At 37.2% G+C, this 18,152-nt stretch carries 15 protein-coding genes, 1 other RNA gene and 2 other annotated features (1 of these 18 running past the window's edge); of the genes, 4 read left to right on the forward strand and 12 right to left on the reverse strand.

The window, feature by feature from the left end; genetic code table 11:
• Nucleotides 1-191: a binding site (T-box leader), on the reverse strand (it extends 23 nt beyond the left edge of the window).
• Between the two features lie 38 nt (nt 192-229).
• From recD2 to cymR, 5 genes are read right to left on the reverse strand one after another with little or no spacing between them, the layout of a single operon-like run.
• A complete protein-coding gene (recD2, locus tag MHB55_RS12490; RefSeq protein ID WP_340863366.1) occupies nt 230-2,665 on the reverse strand; it encodes an SF1B family DNA helicase RecD2 in 2,436 nt (811 codons plus the stop codon).
• Nucleotides 2,666-2,688: 23 nt separating this feature from the next.
• Nucleotides 2,689-3,345: a tetratricopeptide repeat protein gene (locus tag MHB55_RS12495; protein WP_186318049.1), complete on the reverse strand. Its 657-nt coding sequence runs from the start codon at nt 3,343-3,345 to the stop codon at nt 2,689-2,691.
• 14 nt (nt 3,346-3,359) lie between these two features.
• Nucleotides 3,360-4,475 carry a tRNA 2-thiouridine(34) synthase MnmA gene (gene mnmA, locus MHB55_RS12500; RefSeq protein WP_151109366.1) on the reverse strand — a complete coding sequence of 372 codons (1,116 nt, stop codon included), beginning with the start codon at nt 4,473-4,475 and terminating at the stop codon, nt 3,360-3,362.
• A gap of 16 nt (nt 4,476-4,491) precedes the next feature.
• A complete protein-coding gene (locus MHB55_RS12505) occupies nt 4,492-5,625 on the reverse strand; it encodes a cysteine desulfurase family protein (protein WP_154310608.1) in 1,134 nt (377 codons plus the stop codon).
• Between the two features lie 17 nt (nt 5,626-5,642).
• Entirely contained in the window at nt 5,643-6,065 is a 423-nt protein-coding gene (cymR, locus tag MHB55_RS12510; protein WP_154310606.1) for a cysteine metabolism transcriptional regulator CymR, read from the reverse strand.
• A gap of 423 nt (nt 6,066-6,488) precedes the next feature.
• On the opposite strand from cymR, the gene MHB55_RS12515 reads away from it, so the two are divergent.
• Nucleotides 6,489-7,775 (forward strand): replication-associated recombination protein A, encoded by a 1,287-nt coding sequence (locus MHB55_RS12515; RefSeq protein WP_340863367.1) that lies wholly within the window; start codon nt 6,489-6,491, stop codon nt 7,773-7,775.
• 139 nt (nt 7,776-7,914) lie between these two features.
• Here the strand turns inward: MHB55_RS12515 and MHB55_RS12520 are convergent, their stop codons facing one another.
• The 3 genes from MHB55_RS12520 to ssrS all read right to left on the reverse strand — a co-directional run bounded on the left by MHB55_RS12520 (nt 7,915) and on the right by ssrS (nt 9,464).
• A complete protein-coding gene (locus tag MHB55_RS12520; protein WP_144535774.1) occupies nt 7,915-8,109 on the reverse strand; it encodes a hypothetical protein in 195 nt (64 codons plus the stop codon).
• A gap of 67 nt (nt 8,110-8,176) precedes the next feature.
• Complete coding sequence (locus tag MHB55_RS12525) at nt 8,177-8,938, reverse strand: tRNA threonylcarbamoyladenosine dehydratase (RefSeq protein WP_340863368.1); 762 nt, start codon at nt 8,936-8,938, stop codon at nt 8,177-8,179.
• Between the two features lie 338 nt (nt 8,939-9,276).
• Nucleotides 9,277-9,464, reverse strand: a non-coding RNA gene (gene ssrS, locus MHB55_RS12530) — 6S RNA.
• 223 nt (nt 9,465-9,687) lie between these two features.
• On the opposite strand from ssrS, the gene MHB55_RS12535 reads away from it, so the two are divergent.
• Both MHB55_RS12535 and MHB55_RS12540 read left to right on the forward strand, forming a co-directional pair.
• Nucleotides 9,688-10,317 (forward strand): LysE family transporter, encoded by a 630-nt coding sequence (locus MHB55_RS12535; protein ID WP_144535770.1) that lies wholly within the window; start codon nt 9,688-9,690, stop codon nt 10,315-10,317.
• Nucleotides 10,318-10,476: 159 nt separating this feature from the next.
• Nucleotides 10,477-11,685 (forward strand): MFS transporter, encoded by a 1,209-nt coding sequence (locus MHB55_RS12540; protein WP_144537139.1) that lies wholly within the window; start codon nt 10,477-10,479, stop codon nt 11,683-11,685.
• A gap of 283 nt (nt 11,686-11,968) precedes the next feature.
• Here MHB55_RS12540 and MHB55_RS12545 read toward each other — a convergent pair whose 3' ends face one another.
• The 3 genes from MHB55_RS12545 to hisS all read right to left on the reverse strand — a co-directional run bounded on the left by MHB55_RS12545 (nt 11,969) and on the right by hisS (nt 15,428).
• Complete coding sequence (locus MHB55_RS12545; RefSeq protein WP_340844526.1) at nt 11,969-12,244, reverse strand: YqhV family protein; 276 nt, start codon at nt 12,242-12,244, stop codon at nt 11,969-11,971.
• 143 nt (nt 12,245-12,387) lie between these two features.
• Nucleotides 12,388-14,148, reverse strand: coding sequence for an aspartate--tRNA ligase (aspS, locus tag MHB55_RS12550; protein WP_144535766.1), 1,761 nt, complete (start codon nt 14,146-14,148; stop codon nt 12,388-12,390).
• 2 nt (nt 14,149-14,150) lie between these two features.
• Nucleotides 14,151-15,428 carry a histidine--tRNA ligase gene (gene hisS, locus MHB55_RS12555; RefSeq protein ID WP_340863370.1) on the reverse strand — a complete coding sequence of 426 codons (1,278 nt, stop codon included), beginning with the start codon at nt 15,426-15,428 and terminating at the stop codon, nt 14,151-14,153.
• Between the two features lie 54 nt (nt 15,429-15,482).
• Nucleotides 15,483-15,721, reverse strand: a binding site (T-box leader).
• A 113-nt stretch (nt 15,722-15,834) separates the two neighbouring features.
• Between hisS and MHB55_RS12560 the strand changes: the two genes are divergently transcribed.
• The gene (locus MHB55_RS12560; protein WP_340863371.1) at nt 15,835-17,385 is read left to right on the forward strand and encodes an SH3 domain-containing protein; all 1,551 of its coding nucleotides are present in this window, start codon (nt 15,835-15,837) and stop codon (nt 17,383-17,385) included.
• A gap of 314 nt (nt 17,386-17,699) precedes the next feature.
• On the opposite strand, the gene dtd is transcribed toward MHB55_RS12560, so the two are convergent.
• Nucleotides 17,700-18,137 carry a D-aminoacyl-tRNA deacylase gene (gene dtd / locus MHB55_RS12565; protein ID WP_144535760.1) on the reverse strand — a complete coding sequence of 146 codons (438 nt, stop codon included), beginning with the start codon at nt 18,135-18,137 and terminating at the stop codon, nt 17,700-17,702.
• Between the last annotated feature and the right edge of the window lie 15 nt (nt 18,138-18,152).

Below are 18,152 nucleotides of genomic sequence, written 5' to 3' on the forward strand. Positions count from 1 at the left end.
CGCGGTACCACCCTAGTTACATAGCAGTGTATTTCTGCCATGTCTCTCAAGAAACCTTAACGCGGTTAAACGGCAGGTATTAGCTGCACTCAGAAGTAGCTTTCCTAATTGTTATAATCTGGGGATTCTTTCAGCCATGGAACCCTTCTCTAATCAGCTAACAATAGTACTTTCTCCGTCTACATTTTCATATATACAATTCTGATTATAAGTAACTATTTGTCCTCTGTCAATCCGAATCTAAGAACTGATAGGGATTTATACCCTTCATGCCAATCATTGGGTCAATCGAATGATAATTGTCTGAGGATAAATAAGTAGTGACTAAATCATCCTGCGTAGATTGACTTGTAACTTCTTTTGCTTCTATTTCTTCAGCTATTGATTTTGCATCTTCTACTGTTTCTTCGTCCGCAAGACGTTCCTTTAACGTTGTTAAACGCTGTAAATCATCCGTTCGTTTCACTCCAAAAGTAAAAACTTCCGGATCGCCACAAAGAATTAAAAAGTTTTTTGCTCTTGTTATACCTGTATACAACAAATTGCGTCTAAGCATTTTCATATAGCTTCTAGTAACCGGCATAATAACCGTTTGGAATTCACTGCCTTGTGACTTATGGACAGAGCAACAATAGGCAAGAGTAATTTGATTCAAATCATTTTTTTCATATGTTACTTCATTGCCATCAAATGATACGACTAGCATCTCTTTCTTTTCCACTGTTTCGTTTGCTTTAAAAAGAGCCACTACCTCACCCATATCACCATTAAAGACATTACTTTCTGGTTGGTTGACCAGCTGAAGTACTTTATCTCCTATCCGATAAATAGTTTCTCCGAAGGTCATCTCTTTTCTTGTACCGTCTGGATTTGGATTGACCATTTCTTGAATCATCTTATTTAGCGTGTCAATCCCAGCCGGTCCACGATACATAGGAGCTAGAACCTGAATTTCTCGGATGGATTGTCCCTTCGATAATGCTGCTTTCAAGACTTGTTCTACTACTTTAGGAATTTGTTCCGGAGAAGCCTTGATGAATGAGCGATCCTTAGTTTTCGCAGTTAGAGTTGCAGGCACACTTCCTTTTTTCATCTCGTGTGCTAGCTCAATAATTGAGGACCCTTCAGATTGACGATAAATATCGACAAGCTCCACTGTAGGTATCCTTTTACAAGCCAGTAGATCCTTTAATACCTGACCCGGACCAACAGGTGGCAACTGATCTTGGTCACCTACAAATATGACTTGAGCGTCTTTGGGGATTGCCTTTAAGAGCTGATGCCCTAGCCACGTGTCTAGCATGGAAGTCTCATCGATAATTACTAATCTACCTTCAATCTCTTTGCCTTCTGTATCATTATCTTCTTGCCCATTAAAACCGAGTAGTCTATGAATCGTCATAGCTGGTAGCTCGGTCGATTCACTTAAACGCTTTGCAGCTCTCCCTGTAGGAGCTGCCAAAACAATAGGAAACGGCTTTTGTTCTTTCGCCCATTCTTTTGAATCTAAGGAAAGTCCATGTAGCTCTGCATAGAGCTCTACGATTCCTCTGACAACAGTCGTTTTCCCGGTTCCAGGCCCTCCCGTTAAAAGAGTTATAGTAGAGTTCAGAGCTGTTTCAATCGCCTTAATTTGTGTTTTTGCATATTGAACACCTAAGCGCTCCTCTAATGCCCCTAAATGCTTTTTAATCTCCGACAACGGAAAATGATGAAGGTCCTTTTCTGTTAGCAAGGTTTCCACTTTCGAACTGATACCCACCTCTGAAAAATATAGAGAAGGAATATAAAATCGGTTAACTTCCCCAACAATACGGCTTTCCTCTGCGAGTTCAATACAGCATTTGGTTATAGCATCATAAGAGATTTCTTCTCTTTGGGCATTTTCAAGCATTCTTTTAACGTCTTCAAGAAGTTGCTCAGCATATTGAAAAACATGTCCCTCACTCAGTGAAGATGATTGAAGTAAATGGTAGATAGCAGCTTTTATGCGGTCCGGATGATTTCCTTTTATCCCAAGCTTATAGCCTAGCTCATCAGCACGAACAAAACCAACACCCTCCACATCCTCTATTAAACGATATGGATTATCAGTTAGTTTAGAGATTGTTTCTTCTCTATAGACCTGATAGATTTTCATCGCTATTTGCGGACCGAAGCCCCATTCATTTAGCTGAATCATTACTTTTTCCAAGCCTAGATTTTGCTCCAAGGTAGCTCTGATTGTCTGCTTCTTTTCCTCTGCCAACCTTGGAATAATATCCAATGCAGAAGGGTCATCTAAAATTCGATTGATCGCATTTTCTCCAAGCTTTTTCACAATCTGCTCAGCAGTCTTTCTCCCTATTCCAGGAAACATATCACTTGAAAGATAATGGACTATACCTGTCTCAGTAGCAGGAACTTCTTTTTGAAAAGTTTCTACCTGAAATTGAACCCCATACTTAGGATGATTTTTAATATAACCAGTAAATTTATATGCCTCTTCCAAAACCAATGGAGGAAAATAACCAGTTACAATTATTTCTTTCTCCTTATATACGGTATTTGTTGATTTTACTTTTAATTTAATGATGGAGAACAGGTTTTGGGGATTATGAAAAATAGAGACGATTGGTCGACCAGCAATAAATTGCTTTTCATTATTAATCATTTCATTTGTCATCACAACCGCCTCCTAACTTTTTCTTAATTACGTAGAGAAATCATATCGTACACATATCTTGCTTGATCATAGTTTGGTTGAATGGTAAAAGCTTCTTTCAAATGCTTAAGGGCACTTTCTGTGTCTGAAGTAGACACGGCATATAATACCCCCATATTGTAATGAGCATCTGCATTTTCTGGATCTAATGCTAAAATTTCTTTGAAGATTGGTTCTGCCACATCGAACATTTCTATACTTGCAAGTGCTATGCCATATGTTAGCTTAATCTGAATATCTTGGGAGTCCAATTCATAGGCTCTCTGAAGATATGGAAGGGCAAGCTTAGTTTGGTCCACTTTTTGAAAGCTTTTACCAAGCATAAAATAAGCATCCGGGCCTTCTATACCATTTGTAATTGCTTTTTCATATAACTTGGCAGCCTCTTCAAAGCGTTCAGCATTAAAATACAAGTTTGCTAAGCTATAGTATGCAGTTGCAGCATTTTCGTCTAAAGTAATTGCTTTTTGAAAGAAACGCTCCGCACGTTCGTTTTCATTCATAGAAGCTAGTAAATTGCCAAAATTAATATAACCAATTGACTCTTCTGGGTTTTCTTCAATTGCTTTTGTAAATAACTCTGCTGCTTTTTCATAATTTTCTTCTTGAATCGCTTGGATTCCTAGTTCATTATAATTCAAATCCATTACCTCCGTTAACCTACATAATCCAGTTTAAGACCATCTTTAAATACTTCGTCAATTGTTGCTCCCCCAAGGCATTCATCCCCTTGATAGAAAACAACTGCTTGACCAGGAGTTATCGCACGAACTGGTTGATCGAATATTACACGAACACGATTGTCAGCCAGTAGCTCTACATGAACTCCTACATCTTCTTGACGATAACGGAATTTAGCTGTGCAATCAAAAGATGCTGGCTTGTCTAATGTAGTTGTAAAAGATAAATCAGTAGCAGTAAGGCTTGTAGAGAACAAAGCATCATTATTGATATTTTGTCCAACTAATAAAACATTTCTTTTCAAGTCTTTTCCTATAACAAACCAAGGATCACCTGAACCACCAATGCCTAAGCCATGACGTTGGCCGATAGTGTAGTACATTAAGCCATCATGTTTGCCCATCACTTTTCCGTCCATTGTTTCCATCGTACCTTGTTTAGCTGGTAGATATTGACTTAGAAACTCTTTGAAATTTCTCTCACCTATAAAGCAAATTCCAGTGGAATCCTTTTTAGTAGCTGTCGCAAGTCCTTGCTCCAGAGCAATTTCCCGCACTTTTTTCTTTTCTAAATGTCCAATTGGGAACATAACCTTTTCAAGCTGTTCTTGATTCAATTGGTTCAAGAAATAGGTCTGATCCTTATTATTATCTCTGCCTCTTAGCATCCTCGTTTGGCCGTCTCGCACTTCTACTTGAGCATAATGACCCGTTGCAAGATAATCAGCCCCAAGTGCCAATGCATGCTCTAAAAATGCTTTGAATTTTATTTCTTTGTTACACATTACGTCAGGATTTGGTGTTCGTCCCGCTTTATATTCCTCTAAGAAATATGAAAATACTTTATCCCAATATTGTTTTTCAAAATTAACAGCATAATAAGGTATACCAATCTGGTTACATACTTTAATAACATCTTCATAATCCTCTGTTGCCGTACAAACTCCATTTTCATCTGTATCATCCCAGTTTTTCATGAAAATCCCGATTACATCATAACCTTGTTCTTTTAAAAGATAGGCCGCAACGGAGGAATCAACTCCTCCTGACATACCGACTACAACTCTTGTATCTTCTTTTCTCTTCATCATTACTCACTCATTTCAGTTATCCAAGAATAATTTTACTTATTTTGTTAGCTGCTTCTACAGCTTCTTCTTTAGTATTGTTTAGCCCAAAGCTAAAACGTACTGAGTTTCTTAGTTCTGGAGAGCTCTCTCCGTACATAGCAACTAGCACATGGGATGGATCTATAGAGCCTGCTGTACAAGCTGAGCCGCTTGAGGCATCGATTCCTGCTAAATCTAATTGGACGAGGAATGTCTCTACATCTGTTTTCGGAATACTTAAGTTCACAACATGGGTTAGAACCTCGTTCTGCGTCCCGTTGATTTTAAAATCTACTCCATTTTTCTCCAACTGTTTGACAAAAGCATCCTTTAGCTTACGATAATGCGAATTGTTATCCTCTATATTTTGCTGTTTAAGCTCAACCGCTTTGGCAAATGCAACAATTGCAGGGACATTTTCGGTGCCTGCTCGTTTTTTTCGTTCCTGCTGTCCACCATAGAATAATGGCTTTAAATAAATATCTTTTCGTTGATATAAAAAACCAATTCCTTTAGGTCCATTAATTTTATGACTTGATACGCTTAGCATATCAATATGGAACTCTTGTACATCTATTTTGACACTGCCGTAGGCCTGTACGGCATCCGTATGGAAGTATGCTTGGTGATCCTTTAGGAGATTTCCAATTTCTTTAATTGGCTGAATCGTTCCTACTTCATTGTTTGCAAACATTACAGAAACTAAAATAGTATCTTCTCGTAATGATTTTTTCAAGTATTCAATACTGATTAAGCCAGAACTGTCTACGGGTAGGTAGGTTATTTCAAAGCCTTCTTTTTCAAGTTGTTCACAGGCATGCAAAACAGCGTGGTGTTCTATTTGTGTAGTAATAATATGCTTACCTACATCTTTACGGGCATATGCTGTCCCAAATATCGCATAATTGTCAGCTTCTGTCCCACCACTCGTAATAGTTATCTCTGTTTCATGGCAGCCAATAGAGTGAGCTAGAATTGTTCGAGCATCGTCTAGTTTTTTCCTAGCGCTTCTACCTGTTTGATGAATACTAGATGCATTTCCGTATACTTGGTTTATTTCTTCTACAAATGTATTGACCACTTGTTCTGCCATTGGCGTTGTAGCAGCATGATCTAAATATATTCTATTCATGATGAACTCTTAACTCCTTATATATAAAACATATACCCTTTTGTATCTGGGTTTTCTTCCGAATATTTTGCTAGGTCTTCAATAGTAGTTGTATCGAGTACATTCTTGACCGCATCACGAATTCTCATCCATAACTCTCTCTGCGGTGGAGCTTCCTCTTCAATTCCTTCAACTATTTGAATGGGACCTTCAAGCACACGAATGACATCGCCTGCAGTAATTTCATTTGGCGCTTTAGAAAGCATATAGCCTCCATAAGCTCCTCTAACACTTTTAACCAATCCAGCATTGCGCAAAGGAGATACGATTTGCTCCAAGTATGCTTCCGATAAGGAATGCTCAGAGGCAATTTGACGTAGCGCATAAGGTCCTTCTCCGTATTGCTTACCTAGCGCCACCATAATTGTAAGACCATAACGGCCCTTTGTTGAAAATTTCAACTGTCCCACCTCATTTTTCGTTTATCCATTCATTCTTATATTTCACTATAAAAGTATTTATAGGACTTAGATTGTATCTATTTAGATTAACTTCATAGGTAAAAAAATTCTTTCCCTAGTATAGCATAACTCATAGGGCTAACGACTTCAAAATGACTTTTTGTCTCATCTTCTATATAATAAAGGAACAAATGTACGTTTTGTATAACCAAAGCACATTCGCTTGTACCTGCACTGACAAGTAAATGATTATCTTTTGACGAACACGTTCTAGTACAATCAATTTGTAATAGACATACATTCGTACTTGAGTGTCTTAAATGTAATCCAGGTGCCAGATCAAAGTCACTCAAATACTTTATTTACAATCAATCCTCTCTTCAAAAACAGGATTTCAAATACGAATAAAAAGGAGAGATCATTTTGCAAAATGAACCTTTAGCTTATCGAATGAGACCTCAAACAATCGATGAAATTGCTGGTCAACAGCATGTAATCGGTAAGGCTACTGCACTATATAAAATGATAATGAATGGGCATGTACCATCTATGCTTCTTTATGGAGATCCTGGTGTGGGCAAAACCTCTTTAGCTTTTGCGATTGCTGGGACAACCAAATTACCCTTTATTGCATTAAATGCAACTAAGGCCGGAAAAAAAGATGTCGAGGATGTCGTAGCAGATGCTCGGATTAGCGGAAAGGTAATTTTGTTTTTAGATGAAATTCATCGCTTCAACAAGCTACAGCAGGATACACTTTTGCCCCATGTTGAAAACGGTTCTATAATTCTTATCGGGGCTACAACGGAAAATCCCTTCCACGATGTAAATCCAGCGATACGCTCACGCTGTGGAGAAATAAAGCAGTTAAAGCGTCTTACTACTGAGGATGTAGATGTTCTTCTAAAAAGAGCCTTAGAGGATCCTGACAAAGGGCTAGGCAAAACTCCTATTAAAATCACCGATGAGCAACGGCTAAAAATAGCGGATGCTTCAAATGGAGATGCTCGAAAGGCATTGACTCTATTAGAATCTACCGTTTTTGCCAGCTTTGAAGAAAATGGCGTGACTGTAGTGGAGAATGGCACTCTGGATAGCCTTATCGATCGTGTAGGCGTCTTTGGAGACAAAAAAGGTTCACACTTTTATAATCTGTTATCTGCACTACAAAAATCAGTTCGGGGTAGTGATACGGACGCAGCATTATATTATCTTGCCCATCTATTAGAAAACGGAGATTTGGTAGCAGTTAGCAGAAGATTATTGGTAATGAGCTATGAAGATATTGGACTTGCCAATCCTTCAGTGGGCCCACAAGTATTAGCTGCTATACAATCAGCAGAAAGACTTGGACTCCCTGAGGCACGCATTCCCCTTGCCAATGCCGTAGTTTTAATGTGCTTATCAGAGAAATCTAATTCGGCATATGTAGCACTTGATAAGGCTATTAGTAGTCTACATTCAGGTAAAACAGGAGAAATCCCAAGTCATTTAAAGGATACTCATTACTCTGGAGCCAAGGAGCTTGGACATGGTGGCTATGTATATCCTCATGATCATAAAATAGGAACCTTTGGCGGTTGGGTAAACCAAACCTATCTTCCAGATAATTTAGTCGGAACAAGATTCTACGATCCAATAGATGCAGGGGAAGAGAAACGTCTTTCTGCTATTTATAACAAATTGGAGAAATTTAAGAAGGAAAAGTAGAAAAATAGCTTTTGTGCCTGTTGGCAATGCGAGAAATAGAGAAATTCATATACTGCTTTACTATGAAAAAACGCTACCGAAAAAATCGGTAGCGTTTTTTGTTCGCAAACTTAAAGGTGTGCACCTTCGAATTTAGTAATTACACACCCATTTTTCTGCGTGTATTACTTACTTTCTTGGTTTGCTGGCTTTTCATTTTTTGGTTGGCTGCTGGACCGTTTCCTTTTGCTTTGCCGCCACCAGCTTGGTTTTTCTTTTCTTCAAGCTTTTGTTTCACAGCTTCTTGAAGAGTCATTTTTTTCTTTGGCTCTTCTTGATTTGTTGTTTCTGTCATAAAGTTTCCACCTCGTTTGAAATGTGATTAGTTTTAGTATAAGTGATGTGGAAAAAACTGCAACCAATTACTGCACTCGATTCACTGTAATATTTTTCGTGATATCATTTATTACCCAGCTAGCACAGATTAATCCAACTACAGAAGGTACAAAAGCATTAGATGATGGTGGCATTTTTGCTTTACGAATTGCTGCATCTGGTTTTCCTACTGTCTCTACTACATCTTCTCTTACTACGATAGGACTTTCATCCGAAAAGACTACTGGGATACCTTTTGTAATTCGATCTTCTTTACGAAGCTTAGTACGAATCACTTTTGCTATTGGATCGGTATGTGTTTTAGAGATATCTACAATTTTAAATCGAGTTGGATCCGTTTTGTTTGCTGCTCCCATACTAGAAATAATTTTAATGCCTCGTTTTAAACATTCCTTCATTAGATGAATTTTATATACAATGGTATCAGATGCATCTATTACATAATCAATATTCATCTCAAAAAATTGTTCATAAGTTTCTTCGGTATAAAACATATGCATGTCAATTACTTCACATTCTGGATTAATATCTGCTATTCTCTCTTTCATCACCTCGGATTTTGATCGCCCAATTGTAGACATATAGGCTACTAATTGACGATTGATATTCGTAATATCCACGTTATCCTTATCAACTAAAATAATACGCCCCACTCCACTGCGAGCACATGCCTCTGCTGCAAATGAACCGACACCTCCGACTCCTAAAATTGCAACAGTTGTATTTTTCAAGAGATTTACACCCTCTTTACCGATAGCAAGTTCATTTCTAGAAAATTGATGTAACATACTAAACACTCCATTTATATCAGATTAGTTGGTTTTATCTTTTCACTTCTCAAATATTAACAAAATCATTATGCCTACGCTAGTACATTCTAAATTTATTACTGTTGTACCCACGCCTCATATTATAAACTAAATGCAACTTTTAAGTCGATGTATGTAATATGTCGTCTAACGATAGCTAATCCTATTTCAAAAAAATCTATTCATTTCTTGTTCTTTTTTGCTCAGATAGAGATTACTATTTGATAATAATTGAAGAATTGGGGCACGTGCCGACCTCAAAGCTCACAAAAAACCTCCTACAAATAATATGCAGGAGGCTGACTGTTTAAAGATAGACGAATCCCAATCGTGCCGACTAATAGAGCTTATCGTTTTGAACCCGCACAGAGCAGGTGGGTGTCCTCTTCACTGTCTTTGAAGTCCCTAGACTAGAGGGCATGTCATCAACAATAAAAGTTAGACTCCCGACGATATAATTGTTCGGTCAAAACTGATTGGCATTTTGCGAACACATCAGGATTCGTATTACTTGTATATTATCACAGATATTAATGAATTTCAAATGAAACAACACACTATAATTTAACTATTCTGAATAATTATTTATAGTAAAATTTTCATACTCATACTTAATTCCTTTAATTTATGATTAAAGTCACCACTTAAAAATTCTATTGAAAACTAGTCCTAGATGTCCCTACCTGTGAATATTATTCATAGACAAGACATTTAACGGAGGTCTATTTGTGAATTCACTGATGACGTATTTTATTCTTGGTGTCTCCTTGGCGGCACCCATTGGCCCTGTAAAGGCTACCCTACTTAATACCGGTATAAAGAATGGATTTTTTCATGCATGGTTTTTTGGTTTGGGTGCCATTGCAACAGATATACTTTATATGCTTATGGTGTATTTTGGAGTGGGACAATTTATCGACAGTCCAATGATGAAAACTTTTTTATGGTCTTTTGGCTTCTTTGTTCTGATGTATACTGGCATTGAAAATTTACTTACGGTCAATAATATATCTATGGATGCAAAATATCGAAAAGTAGTACGTTTAAGACATTCTTTTTTATCGGGGCTACTCATGGCATTATTGAATCCTTTGACTATTTTATTTTGGCTTGGGATTTATGGCTCCATACTAGTTGGTGGCGCTAGTGGCTCGTTATCTGGACTAGAAGTTATTTTATATAGTATTACTATCTTATTAGGTATTACACTTGTAGACTTAACGATGGCTACTATCTCAAGTGGTTCAAGAAAATTATTATCAACTTCTCTTCTAAAAACGGTGTCCATTATTTCATCATTATCAATGATTGGGTTTGGAATTTACTTTGGCATTCAGGCCTACTATTCCTTATTTTAAGTTAAAGATTTTTCCTAATACATAATAATTAACTGTTAGAGGACATTTGTTTTGATGAATGCATAAAACAATTCCTCAAGGAGAACATACCCTTAATTGACAATTAAAATTGAGGTGTGTAGGTTGGGTAAGAAAGATGAAAATAATACAGTAAGCAAGATGTGTATTATAAGCATATCTTCCATTCCTTTAGTTATGACGTTAGGGAACTCTATGCTGATTCCAGTTTTGCCAATCTTAGAAAAAAAGGTGGATATCAGTTCTTTTCAATCGAGTATGATTATAACTAGTTACTCCATTGCCGCTATTATTCTCATTCCAGTGGCCGGTTATTTATCGGATCGATTAGGAAGAAAGAAAATTATTTTGCCCTGCTTACTTCTTGCTTTGATAGGTGGACTAATTGCTGGTTTTGCCTCTTGGAAAATGGAGAATCCTTACACAACTATTATTATTGGTAGAATTTTACAAGGGATGGGTGCGGCAGGAGCAATGCCGATTGTATTACCACTAGTCGGAGACCTTTTTAAAGATGATTCAGAAAAAACTAGCTCCACCTTAGGTATTATTGAAACATCTAATACGCTTGGGAAAGTATTAAGTCCTATTATAGGCTCGGCGATTGCAGCAATACTGTGGTTTTTTCCATTCTTTTCAATCTCAATTTTTAGTGCCATTGCTTTCGTTTTAATATTTTTCTTTGTCAAAGTTCCTAAAGGGGACAATGAAGAGCCAGACAAAATAAAAGAATTTTTAAGTAAAGTAAAGGAAACCTTTAAAGCAGAGGGTAAGTGGCTGACTTCGGTATTTTTAAATGGTATCTTTGCGATGTTCGTATTATTCGGAGTATTGTTTTACTTATCAGAAATACTAGAAAAAATTCATGATATTAAAGGTGTTAAGAAAGGTTTTGTCTTAGCAATCCCCCTATTGTTTTTATGTATATCTTCTTTCCTTACTGGCCGAAAAATTGAAGGAAAGCTCCAAACGATTAAACGAATGATGATCATATCTCTTATTATTAGTTCAGCTAGTGTCGTGTTTATTGGTTTTGTCAAGGAACAACTCATTCTGTTGTTAATAGTTACAAGTATACTTGGTATAGCTATTGGAGCCATACTCCCTGTCTTAGACACAATAATCACAGAAAATATAAAAAAAGAAGAGCGAGGCACCATTTCTTCTTTTTATAGTTCAGCTCGTTTTATAGGGGTTGCAGCAGGACCACCTATACTTTCACTTGTCATGAAAAACTATTTAAATCCATTTTATATCGGCTGTGGTGTTCTTGGCATACTACTTATGTTTCTTGTCTTTAAGCTAGTTAAAATAGAGGAGATCGAGAAGACAGAGAATGAAATTGCCTAGAAGATTATACGTCAATACTATAAAAACGACAAAGACCGATAATTTGCATTCGCATTATCGGTCTTTTTATTATTTTTTTACGGAGTCACTTATTTAATTTTATTAATACAACCATTCATGACAATTATTAGCTAATAGCTGTAACTCCACTAAAGTTATACTAGCTTGGTATCCATCGCAAATTTTAACATAGCAAAAAAATTAACACCTACTCCCTCTATTTAAGTAGAGACAATCCAGGTGCTCAATTTTTGTCAAAACTATATACTAAATTCTTCAAACTCTATTTAGAATTCACGCTGAACAGTATCAATAAAATACCCGCAAATAAGCATATTATTCGAGTCATAGATATTTTATCCGCTAGGCCCATTAAACCTATACCAGTTGTGACGATTAAAATACATGGTCCGACTAGAGCTAGCATGGAATTAATATAGAAAGCTTTTTCCAAGTTATTAAATTTCAGCATAAACATTGCTGCAGTGATTTCTACACTTCCTGAAAGAACTCTTAATAAAATAATAAAGAGTAATGCTTTTTCTATAACTTCGATCATCCTTCCAATTATCAATCATTTAATAGAGTATATGTTAGCTCCTTCTAAATTATTTTATAACCTCTCCTAGATTCAATTTATTCAAAAACCACCTTTTATTGTATGACCTAACATACATAAAAGGTGGTTAATTATTATTGTTCTTACTTATTTAATTTTAAGTGCAATTCATCTAGCTGTGCTTCTGCTACTGGGCTTGGTGCTTGAGTCAGTAAGCAGCTTGCGCTAGCTGTTTTAGGGAAGGCGATCGTATCACGAAGATTTGTTCTTCCAGATAGCAGCATGACCAAACGGTCCAACCCGAAGGCTACTCCACCATGTGGAGGTGTTCCGTATTCGAATGCTTCCATTAAGAACCCAAACTGAGCTTTTGCCTCTTCGTCAGAAAATCCTAGAATCTCAAACATTTTTTCTTGTACTTCTCTTGAATATATACGCAGGGATCCTCCACCAAGTTCATAGCCATTTAGTACAAGGTCGTATGCTTGTGCTTTTACTTGACTTGGATCTGTTTCCATTAAAGGTAGGTCCTCATCAGCCGGACGTGTGAATGGGTGGTGTGCAGCATAATAACGTCCTTCTTTTTCGTCATATTCGAATAATGGCCAGTTTACTACCCATAGGAAAGCATAACGACTTTCATCGATAAGATTCAAATCCTTACCTAATTTCAAACGTAACGCTCCAAGGGCATCAGCTACTACAGACTTTTTGTCTGCTACGAATAACAATAAATCTCCCGCATTAGCATCTAAGGTTTTAATAAGAGTGCTAGCCGCTTCTCCTTCAAAGAATTTAGCAATAGGACCTTTTATGCCCTCCTCGTCAACTTTTAACCAAGCAAGACCTTTAGCACCATAGCGAGAAGCATATTCTCCTAACGCATCAATATCTTTTCGTGAATAGTTATCGGCTGCTCCCTTGACGTTGATAGCTTTAACTTGGCCACCTGCTTCTACTGCTGAAGTAAATACTTTAAAGGCACTATCTTTTACTTGATCTGAAAGATCTGTTAACTCTAAACCAAATCGAACATCTGGTTTATCTGATCCAAATCTAGCCATTGCTTCGTCATAGTCCATTCGAGCGAATGGTATACTAACCTCTACACCTTTAACATCTTTCATTATCTTTTGCATCATGCGCTCATTCATTTCTAAAATTTCATCCATTGATAGGAAGCTCATTTCCATATCAATTTGAGTAAATTCTGGCTGACGGTCAGCACGTAAATCTTCATCACGGAAGCAACGAGCAATTTGATAATATTTTTCAAATCCACCCACCATAAGCAATTGTTTGAATAGCTGAGGGGATTGAGGCAGCGCATAAAATTCTCCATCATGCACTCGACTTGGCACTAAATAATCTCGCGCTCCCTCTGGCGTAGATTTTGTTAGAATAGGTGTTTCTACTTCTAAGAAGCCTTCATCATCTAAAAATCTTCTAACAGTTTTCGTAATATCTGAACGCATTTTAAATGTGTCATACATAACAGGTCTTCTTAAATCTAAGTAACGGTATTTTAAACGAATATCTTCCCCTGCATCTGTTTGATTTTCGATAGAAAAAGGAGGATTTTTTGCTTCGTTAATAATTGAAATCTCTAATGCTTGAACCTCGATAGCACCAGAAGGAATATTAGGATTAATTTGATTTTCTGCTCGCGCTACAACATTCCCTTTTACCTCGATGATAAATTCGTTTCTTAAAGTATTTGCTACCTGGATTGCTGATTCTGAAATCTCTGGGTTAAATACTACTTGCACAATGCCAGAACGATCTCTCATATCAACAAATATTAATCCACCTAAGTCTCTTCTTTTCTGAACCCATCCGATTAATTGAACGGATTCTCCTATATGTTGTTCGTTTAGTTGTCCACTTGTATGCGTTCTACTCATTGTTATTTTGCCTCCGTTAACTTTTTTACTTCATCTATTAAGGATGTGAAAGGTACAAGCTGTTGAGTTCCTGTAGATAGATCCTTTAACATGACACTTTGTTTTTCTAGTTCATCCTCACCAATTACAATAACTGCCTTCGCTTTTAAGCGGTCAGCTGATTTCATTTGAGCCTTTACTTTGCGTTCCAAATAGTCCATATCAGCAGAGATTTTATGCTTACGAAGCTCAAATGTAAGCTCTGTTACCTTTTTCTTTGCTTTCTCACCCATTGCTACTAAGTAAACGTCCAATGATGTAGTGTCTGGAAACTCAATTTTTTCTGCTTCCATTGCAAGTAATAGTCGTTCAATACTCATTGCGTAGCCAATTCCTGGAGAATCTGGACCACCAAGCTCTGCTACTAGTCCGTTATATCTTCCCCCGCCAGCAAGTGTAGTAATGGCACCAAATCCTTCTGCAGTGCTCATAATTTCAAATGCAGTGTGATTGTAATAGTCTAGCCCACGTACTAAATTAGGATCTACCTCGAAATCAATATTTAACATTGTTAAATATTCTTTTACTTTTGCAAAATAAGCTGCAGATTCTTCATTTAAATAATCTGTTAATGAAGGAGCCGTTTCCATCAATGGATTGTTTCGGTCTATCTTACAGTCTAAAATTCGAAGTGGATTTTTTTGTAATCGATTTTGGCAATCTGAGCAAAACTCTTCAATATGTGGCTCAAAGTGATTTACTAAAGCCTCGCGGTGAGCAATACGACTTTCAGTATCACCTAATGAGTTAATCACTAGTTTTAAGCTTTTTAAGCCTGCTCTTTTGTAGATGGACATTGCTAGCGAGATTACTTCTGCATCAATCGCTGGATCGGAGCTACCTATAGCCTCCATACCAAACTGAACAAACTGACGATATCTACCTGCTTGCTGACGCTCATATCTGAACATTGGCCCCATATAATATAACTTTACTGGTTGGTCCGGATAGCCAAACATCTTGTGTTCAACGAACGACCGAACTACAGATGCTGTACCTTCTGGTCTTAATGTTAGGGAACGATTTCCTCTATCTTGGAATGTATACATCTCTTTTTGAACAATATCCGTTGTATCTCCTACACCTCTTGTAAAAAGCTCTGTATGTTCAAAAACAGGTGTCCTGATTTCTTTGTAGTGGTACATACGACATTGCTCTCTTATTAATTCCTCTACTACCTGCCATTTTGCTGTATCTGATGGCAAAATGTCCTGTGTTCCTCTTGGTAATTTAATATCCATTTCCTTAGACTCCTCTCAAATCCATATAAAAAAAGCTCTCATCCCTTGCATATAGCAAGGGACGAGAGCTTTTATAAGCTTCCGCGGTTCCACCCTAGTTGGTTAATACATCTATTAACCCTCTCAACGCTGGATAACGGCCAGATCCGTTTTTGCCTACTAAAGAAAACTCTTTCGACAAAAATCCTCTCGAATGTTGTTCACTGTAGGCGTATGTAGGAAAGATTTCAGCCACGTCTTTCCCTCTCTTGTCATCCCGTTCAAACAGTTACTTTTTCGGTCATCAGTTTGTTATATTTTTTAATTATACTTTATCATAATGACGTAAATGAAATAAGTCAACCTTTTTAAAGAAAAGGTAGTAATTTTTTATTTGACTATTTACAATATAGTTAGAGGTGATCCAATGAATAACAAATTAGTCCACAAATTGGCAATATTTCTGCTTTTAATTGTACTAATAATCCCTAATGTAAAGATGGAGGTCCAAGCTCAAGAACAGCAAGCTGTGGTCAATGTGGATTCTTTAAAAGTCAGATCTGGTCCAGGCCTCACTTACGATGCAATTGGATCGGTACAAAAGAACGAAAAGTTGACAATAATCTCTAAAGAAAACGATTGGTTAAAAGTAAAATACAAAAATACATCTGGATGGGTTGCAAGTTGGTATACAACTGAGGAAACATCAGATTTAGCTAACAAGCAAATTGTTTCCAAGGTAAACCGATTAAATGTCCGCACAGCACCTTCAGTATCCTCAGCTGTCATTGGACAACTAAACGAAGGAGACAAATATTTAACATCTCGTTCGGAGAAAGAATGGATTGAAATTGACTTCAACGGGCAAAAAGGATGGGTAAATAATACATACGTTACAATAGTTGATCAAACACCAGTGGAAACTTCTACACCATCCAGTACAACTGAGAAAAGAACCTTTATTATTTCAGTTGATGTATTAAATGTCCGAGCCAATCCAGATTTGTCTTCTAAAAAGATTGGACAAGTGAACAAAGGCGAAGAATTTAAGGTGCTTGCAACAGATCATCAATGGATTCAAGTAGAGCTTAAAGATGGAAAAAAAGGATGGCTCTATAGTTTTTACGGGAATTTCTCTAATGCTGTAAAATCTAATTCCTCTATTCAAGCATCGGATACGATAACCGTTCTATATAGTGGAACTAATATCCGTTCGGACAAAAGCACTAATAGCGAGGTTTTAAAAAGAGCTTCTGCCGGTGATTCATTTGCTGTTTTAGAAACTATTGATGATTGGTATAAGGTGGAGTTAGGAAACGGTAAAGTCGGCTACCTTGCAAGCTGGGTAGTTTCAAATACAGGGGACTCCACTTCACAAAATACGGTTAAAGAAGGGGAAAAGAAGGAAAATTCTAAGCGGAAAAAAGGAACTCTAGATGGAGTTACTATCGTTATCGATCCTGGGCACGGAGGTAACGACCGTGGGACAACAGGTGCTCTTGGAACAGATGAAAAAGATATTACCCTTAAAACTGCAGAGTTACTTTCTTCCAAGCTTCAAGCAGCGGGCGCTAATGTTAGGATGACCCGACAATCAGATGAATATGTAGATTTACGAAAAAGAGTTTCAATAGGTCATCAAGTTGGAGCCGACGCATTTATAAGCCTACACTATGACGCTATCGATAATAGCTCTGTTCGAGGTTTTACAACCTATTACATGAATAGCTATCAGAAAGAGCTAGCAAAGCATGTCCATGATGGTCTTGGAGATATGATTTCTCTGAAGGATAGAGGGACTCAACCAGGCAATTATCTAGTATTGAGAGAAAATAAACAGCCTGCTATTTTAATAGAGTTAGGGTATTTGAGCAATCCAACAGAGGAACAGAATGTCACTACTCAGAGATTTAGAGAACAGGCGACACATGGAATATACAACGGGATTATTGATTATTTTGATAGTCAATTGAAATAAAAATAGATAAGAAACATCAAAATAACTATAAATGCTATTTTAGAGAGGGAAGTAGTGACTCATGTCATGACTTCCCTCCTTTTTCATACATGGCTTTTGAAGCGCACAGCTGATTTCCGCTTTAAGAGGACGCTTTCCGCATGAGGAACAATAAGCCATCTCTGCCGCTTGTGCGTCTTGTGTGATGTCTTATCTATCTCCCTCCTCCTGTTGGACAAGAAACCTTACTAATCCTATAAACGAGGATGGTAGTAGGATAATGCGATACCAAAATAAAAACAGTGCCACTTAAAAATAGTAGCACTGCTTTTAAATTATGCTTCTAGCATGATTGTCACAGGACCATCATTTGTAAATGCCACGTCCATCATTGCACCGAATGTGCCGGTTTCTACTACAAAACCTTTTGAACGTAGCTTTTCATTAAATAGCTCCCAAAGGGGCTTTGCAATTTCTGGCCGAGCGGCTTCTATAAAGCTTGGTCTACGGCCACGCTTAGTATCAGCATATAGGGTAAATTGTGAGACAGAAAGAATAGAACCATTTACTTCCTTAATCGAAAGATTCATTTTGCCTTCTTCATCTTCAAAGAGACGAATGCCTTCAATTTTGTTCGCTAAATATTCTATTTCTTTTTCAGTATCTGTAGTCGTGATTCCTACTAACAACAAATAACCGTTGTCTATCTTACCAGTCACTTCACCGTCAACAGTAACACTTGCATCTTTACATCGCTGCAACAAAACCTTCATATACCATAACTCCTT

The organism is Psychrobacillus sp. FSL K6-1267 (assembly GCF_038003265.1).
GTDB classification, from domain to species: domain Bacteria; phylum Bacillota; class Bacilli; order Bacillales_A; family Planococcaceae; genus Psychrobacillus; species Psychrobacillus faecigallinarum.

What these genes read in the sequence shown, in the direction of transcription:
- recD2 (WP_340863366.1), bottom strand. Translation starts at nt 2,665, where the DNA reads ATGACAAATGAAATGATTAATAATGAAAAGCAATTTATTGCTGGTCGA.
- mnmA (WP_151109366.1), bottom strand. Translation starts at nt 4,475, where the DNA reads ATGATGAAGAGAAAAGAAGATACAAGAGTTGTAGTCGGTATGTCAGGA.
- MHB55_RS12505 (WP_154310608.1), bottom strand. Translation starts at nt 5,625, where the DNA reads ATGAATAGAATATATTTAGATCATGCTGCTACAACGCCAATGGCAGAA.
- MHB55_RS12520 (WP_144535774.1), bottom strand. Translation starts at nt 8,109, where the DNA reads ATGACAGAAACAACAAATCAAGAAGAGCCAAAGAAAAAAATGACTCTT.
- MHB55_RS12525 (WP_340863368.1), bottom strand. Translation starts at nt 8,938, where the DNA reads ATGTTACATCAATTTTCTAGAAATGAACTTGCTATCGGTAAAGAGGGT.
- MHB55_RS12540 (WP_144537139.1), top strand. Translation starts at nt 10,477, where the DNA reads ATGTGTATTATAAGCATATCTTCCATTCCTTTAGTTATGACGTTAGGG.
- MHB55_RS12545 (WP_340844526.1), bottom strand. Translation starts at nt 12,244, where the DNA reads ATGATCGAAGTTATAGAAAAAGCATTACTCTTTATTATTTTATTAAGA.
- aspS (WP_144535766.1), bottom strand. Translation starts at nt 14,148, where the DNA reads ATGAGTAGAACGCATACAAGTGGACAACTAAACGAACAACATATAGGA.
- hisS (WP_340863370.1), bottom strand. Translation starts at nt 15,428, where the DNA reads ATGGATATTAAATTACCAAGAGGAACACAGGACATTTTGCCATCAGAT.
- MHB55_RS12560 (WP_340863371.1), top strand. Translation starts at nt 15,835, where the DNA reads ATGAATAACAAATTAGTCCACAAATTGGCAATATTTCTGCTTTTAATT.
- dtd (WP_144535760.1), bottom strand. Translation starts at nt 18,137, where the DNA reads ATGAAGGTTTTGTTGCAGCGATGTAAAGATGCAAGTGTTACTGTTGAC.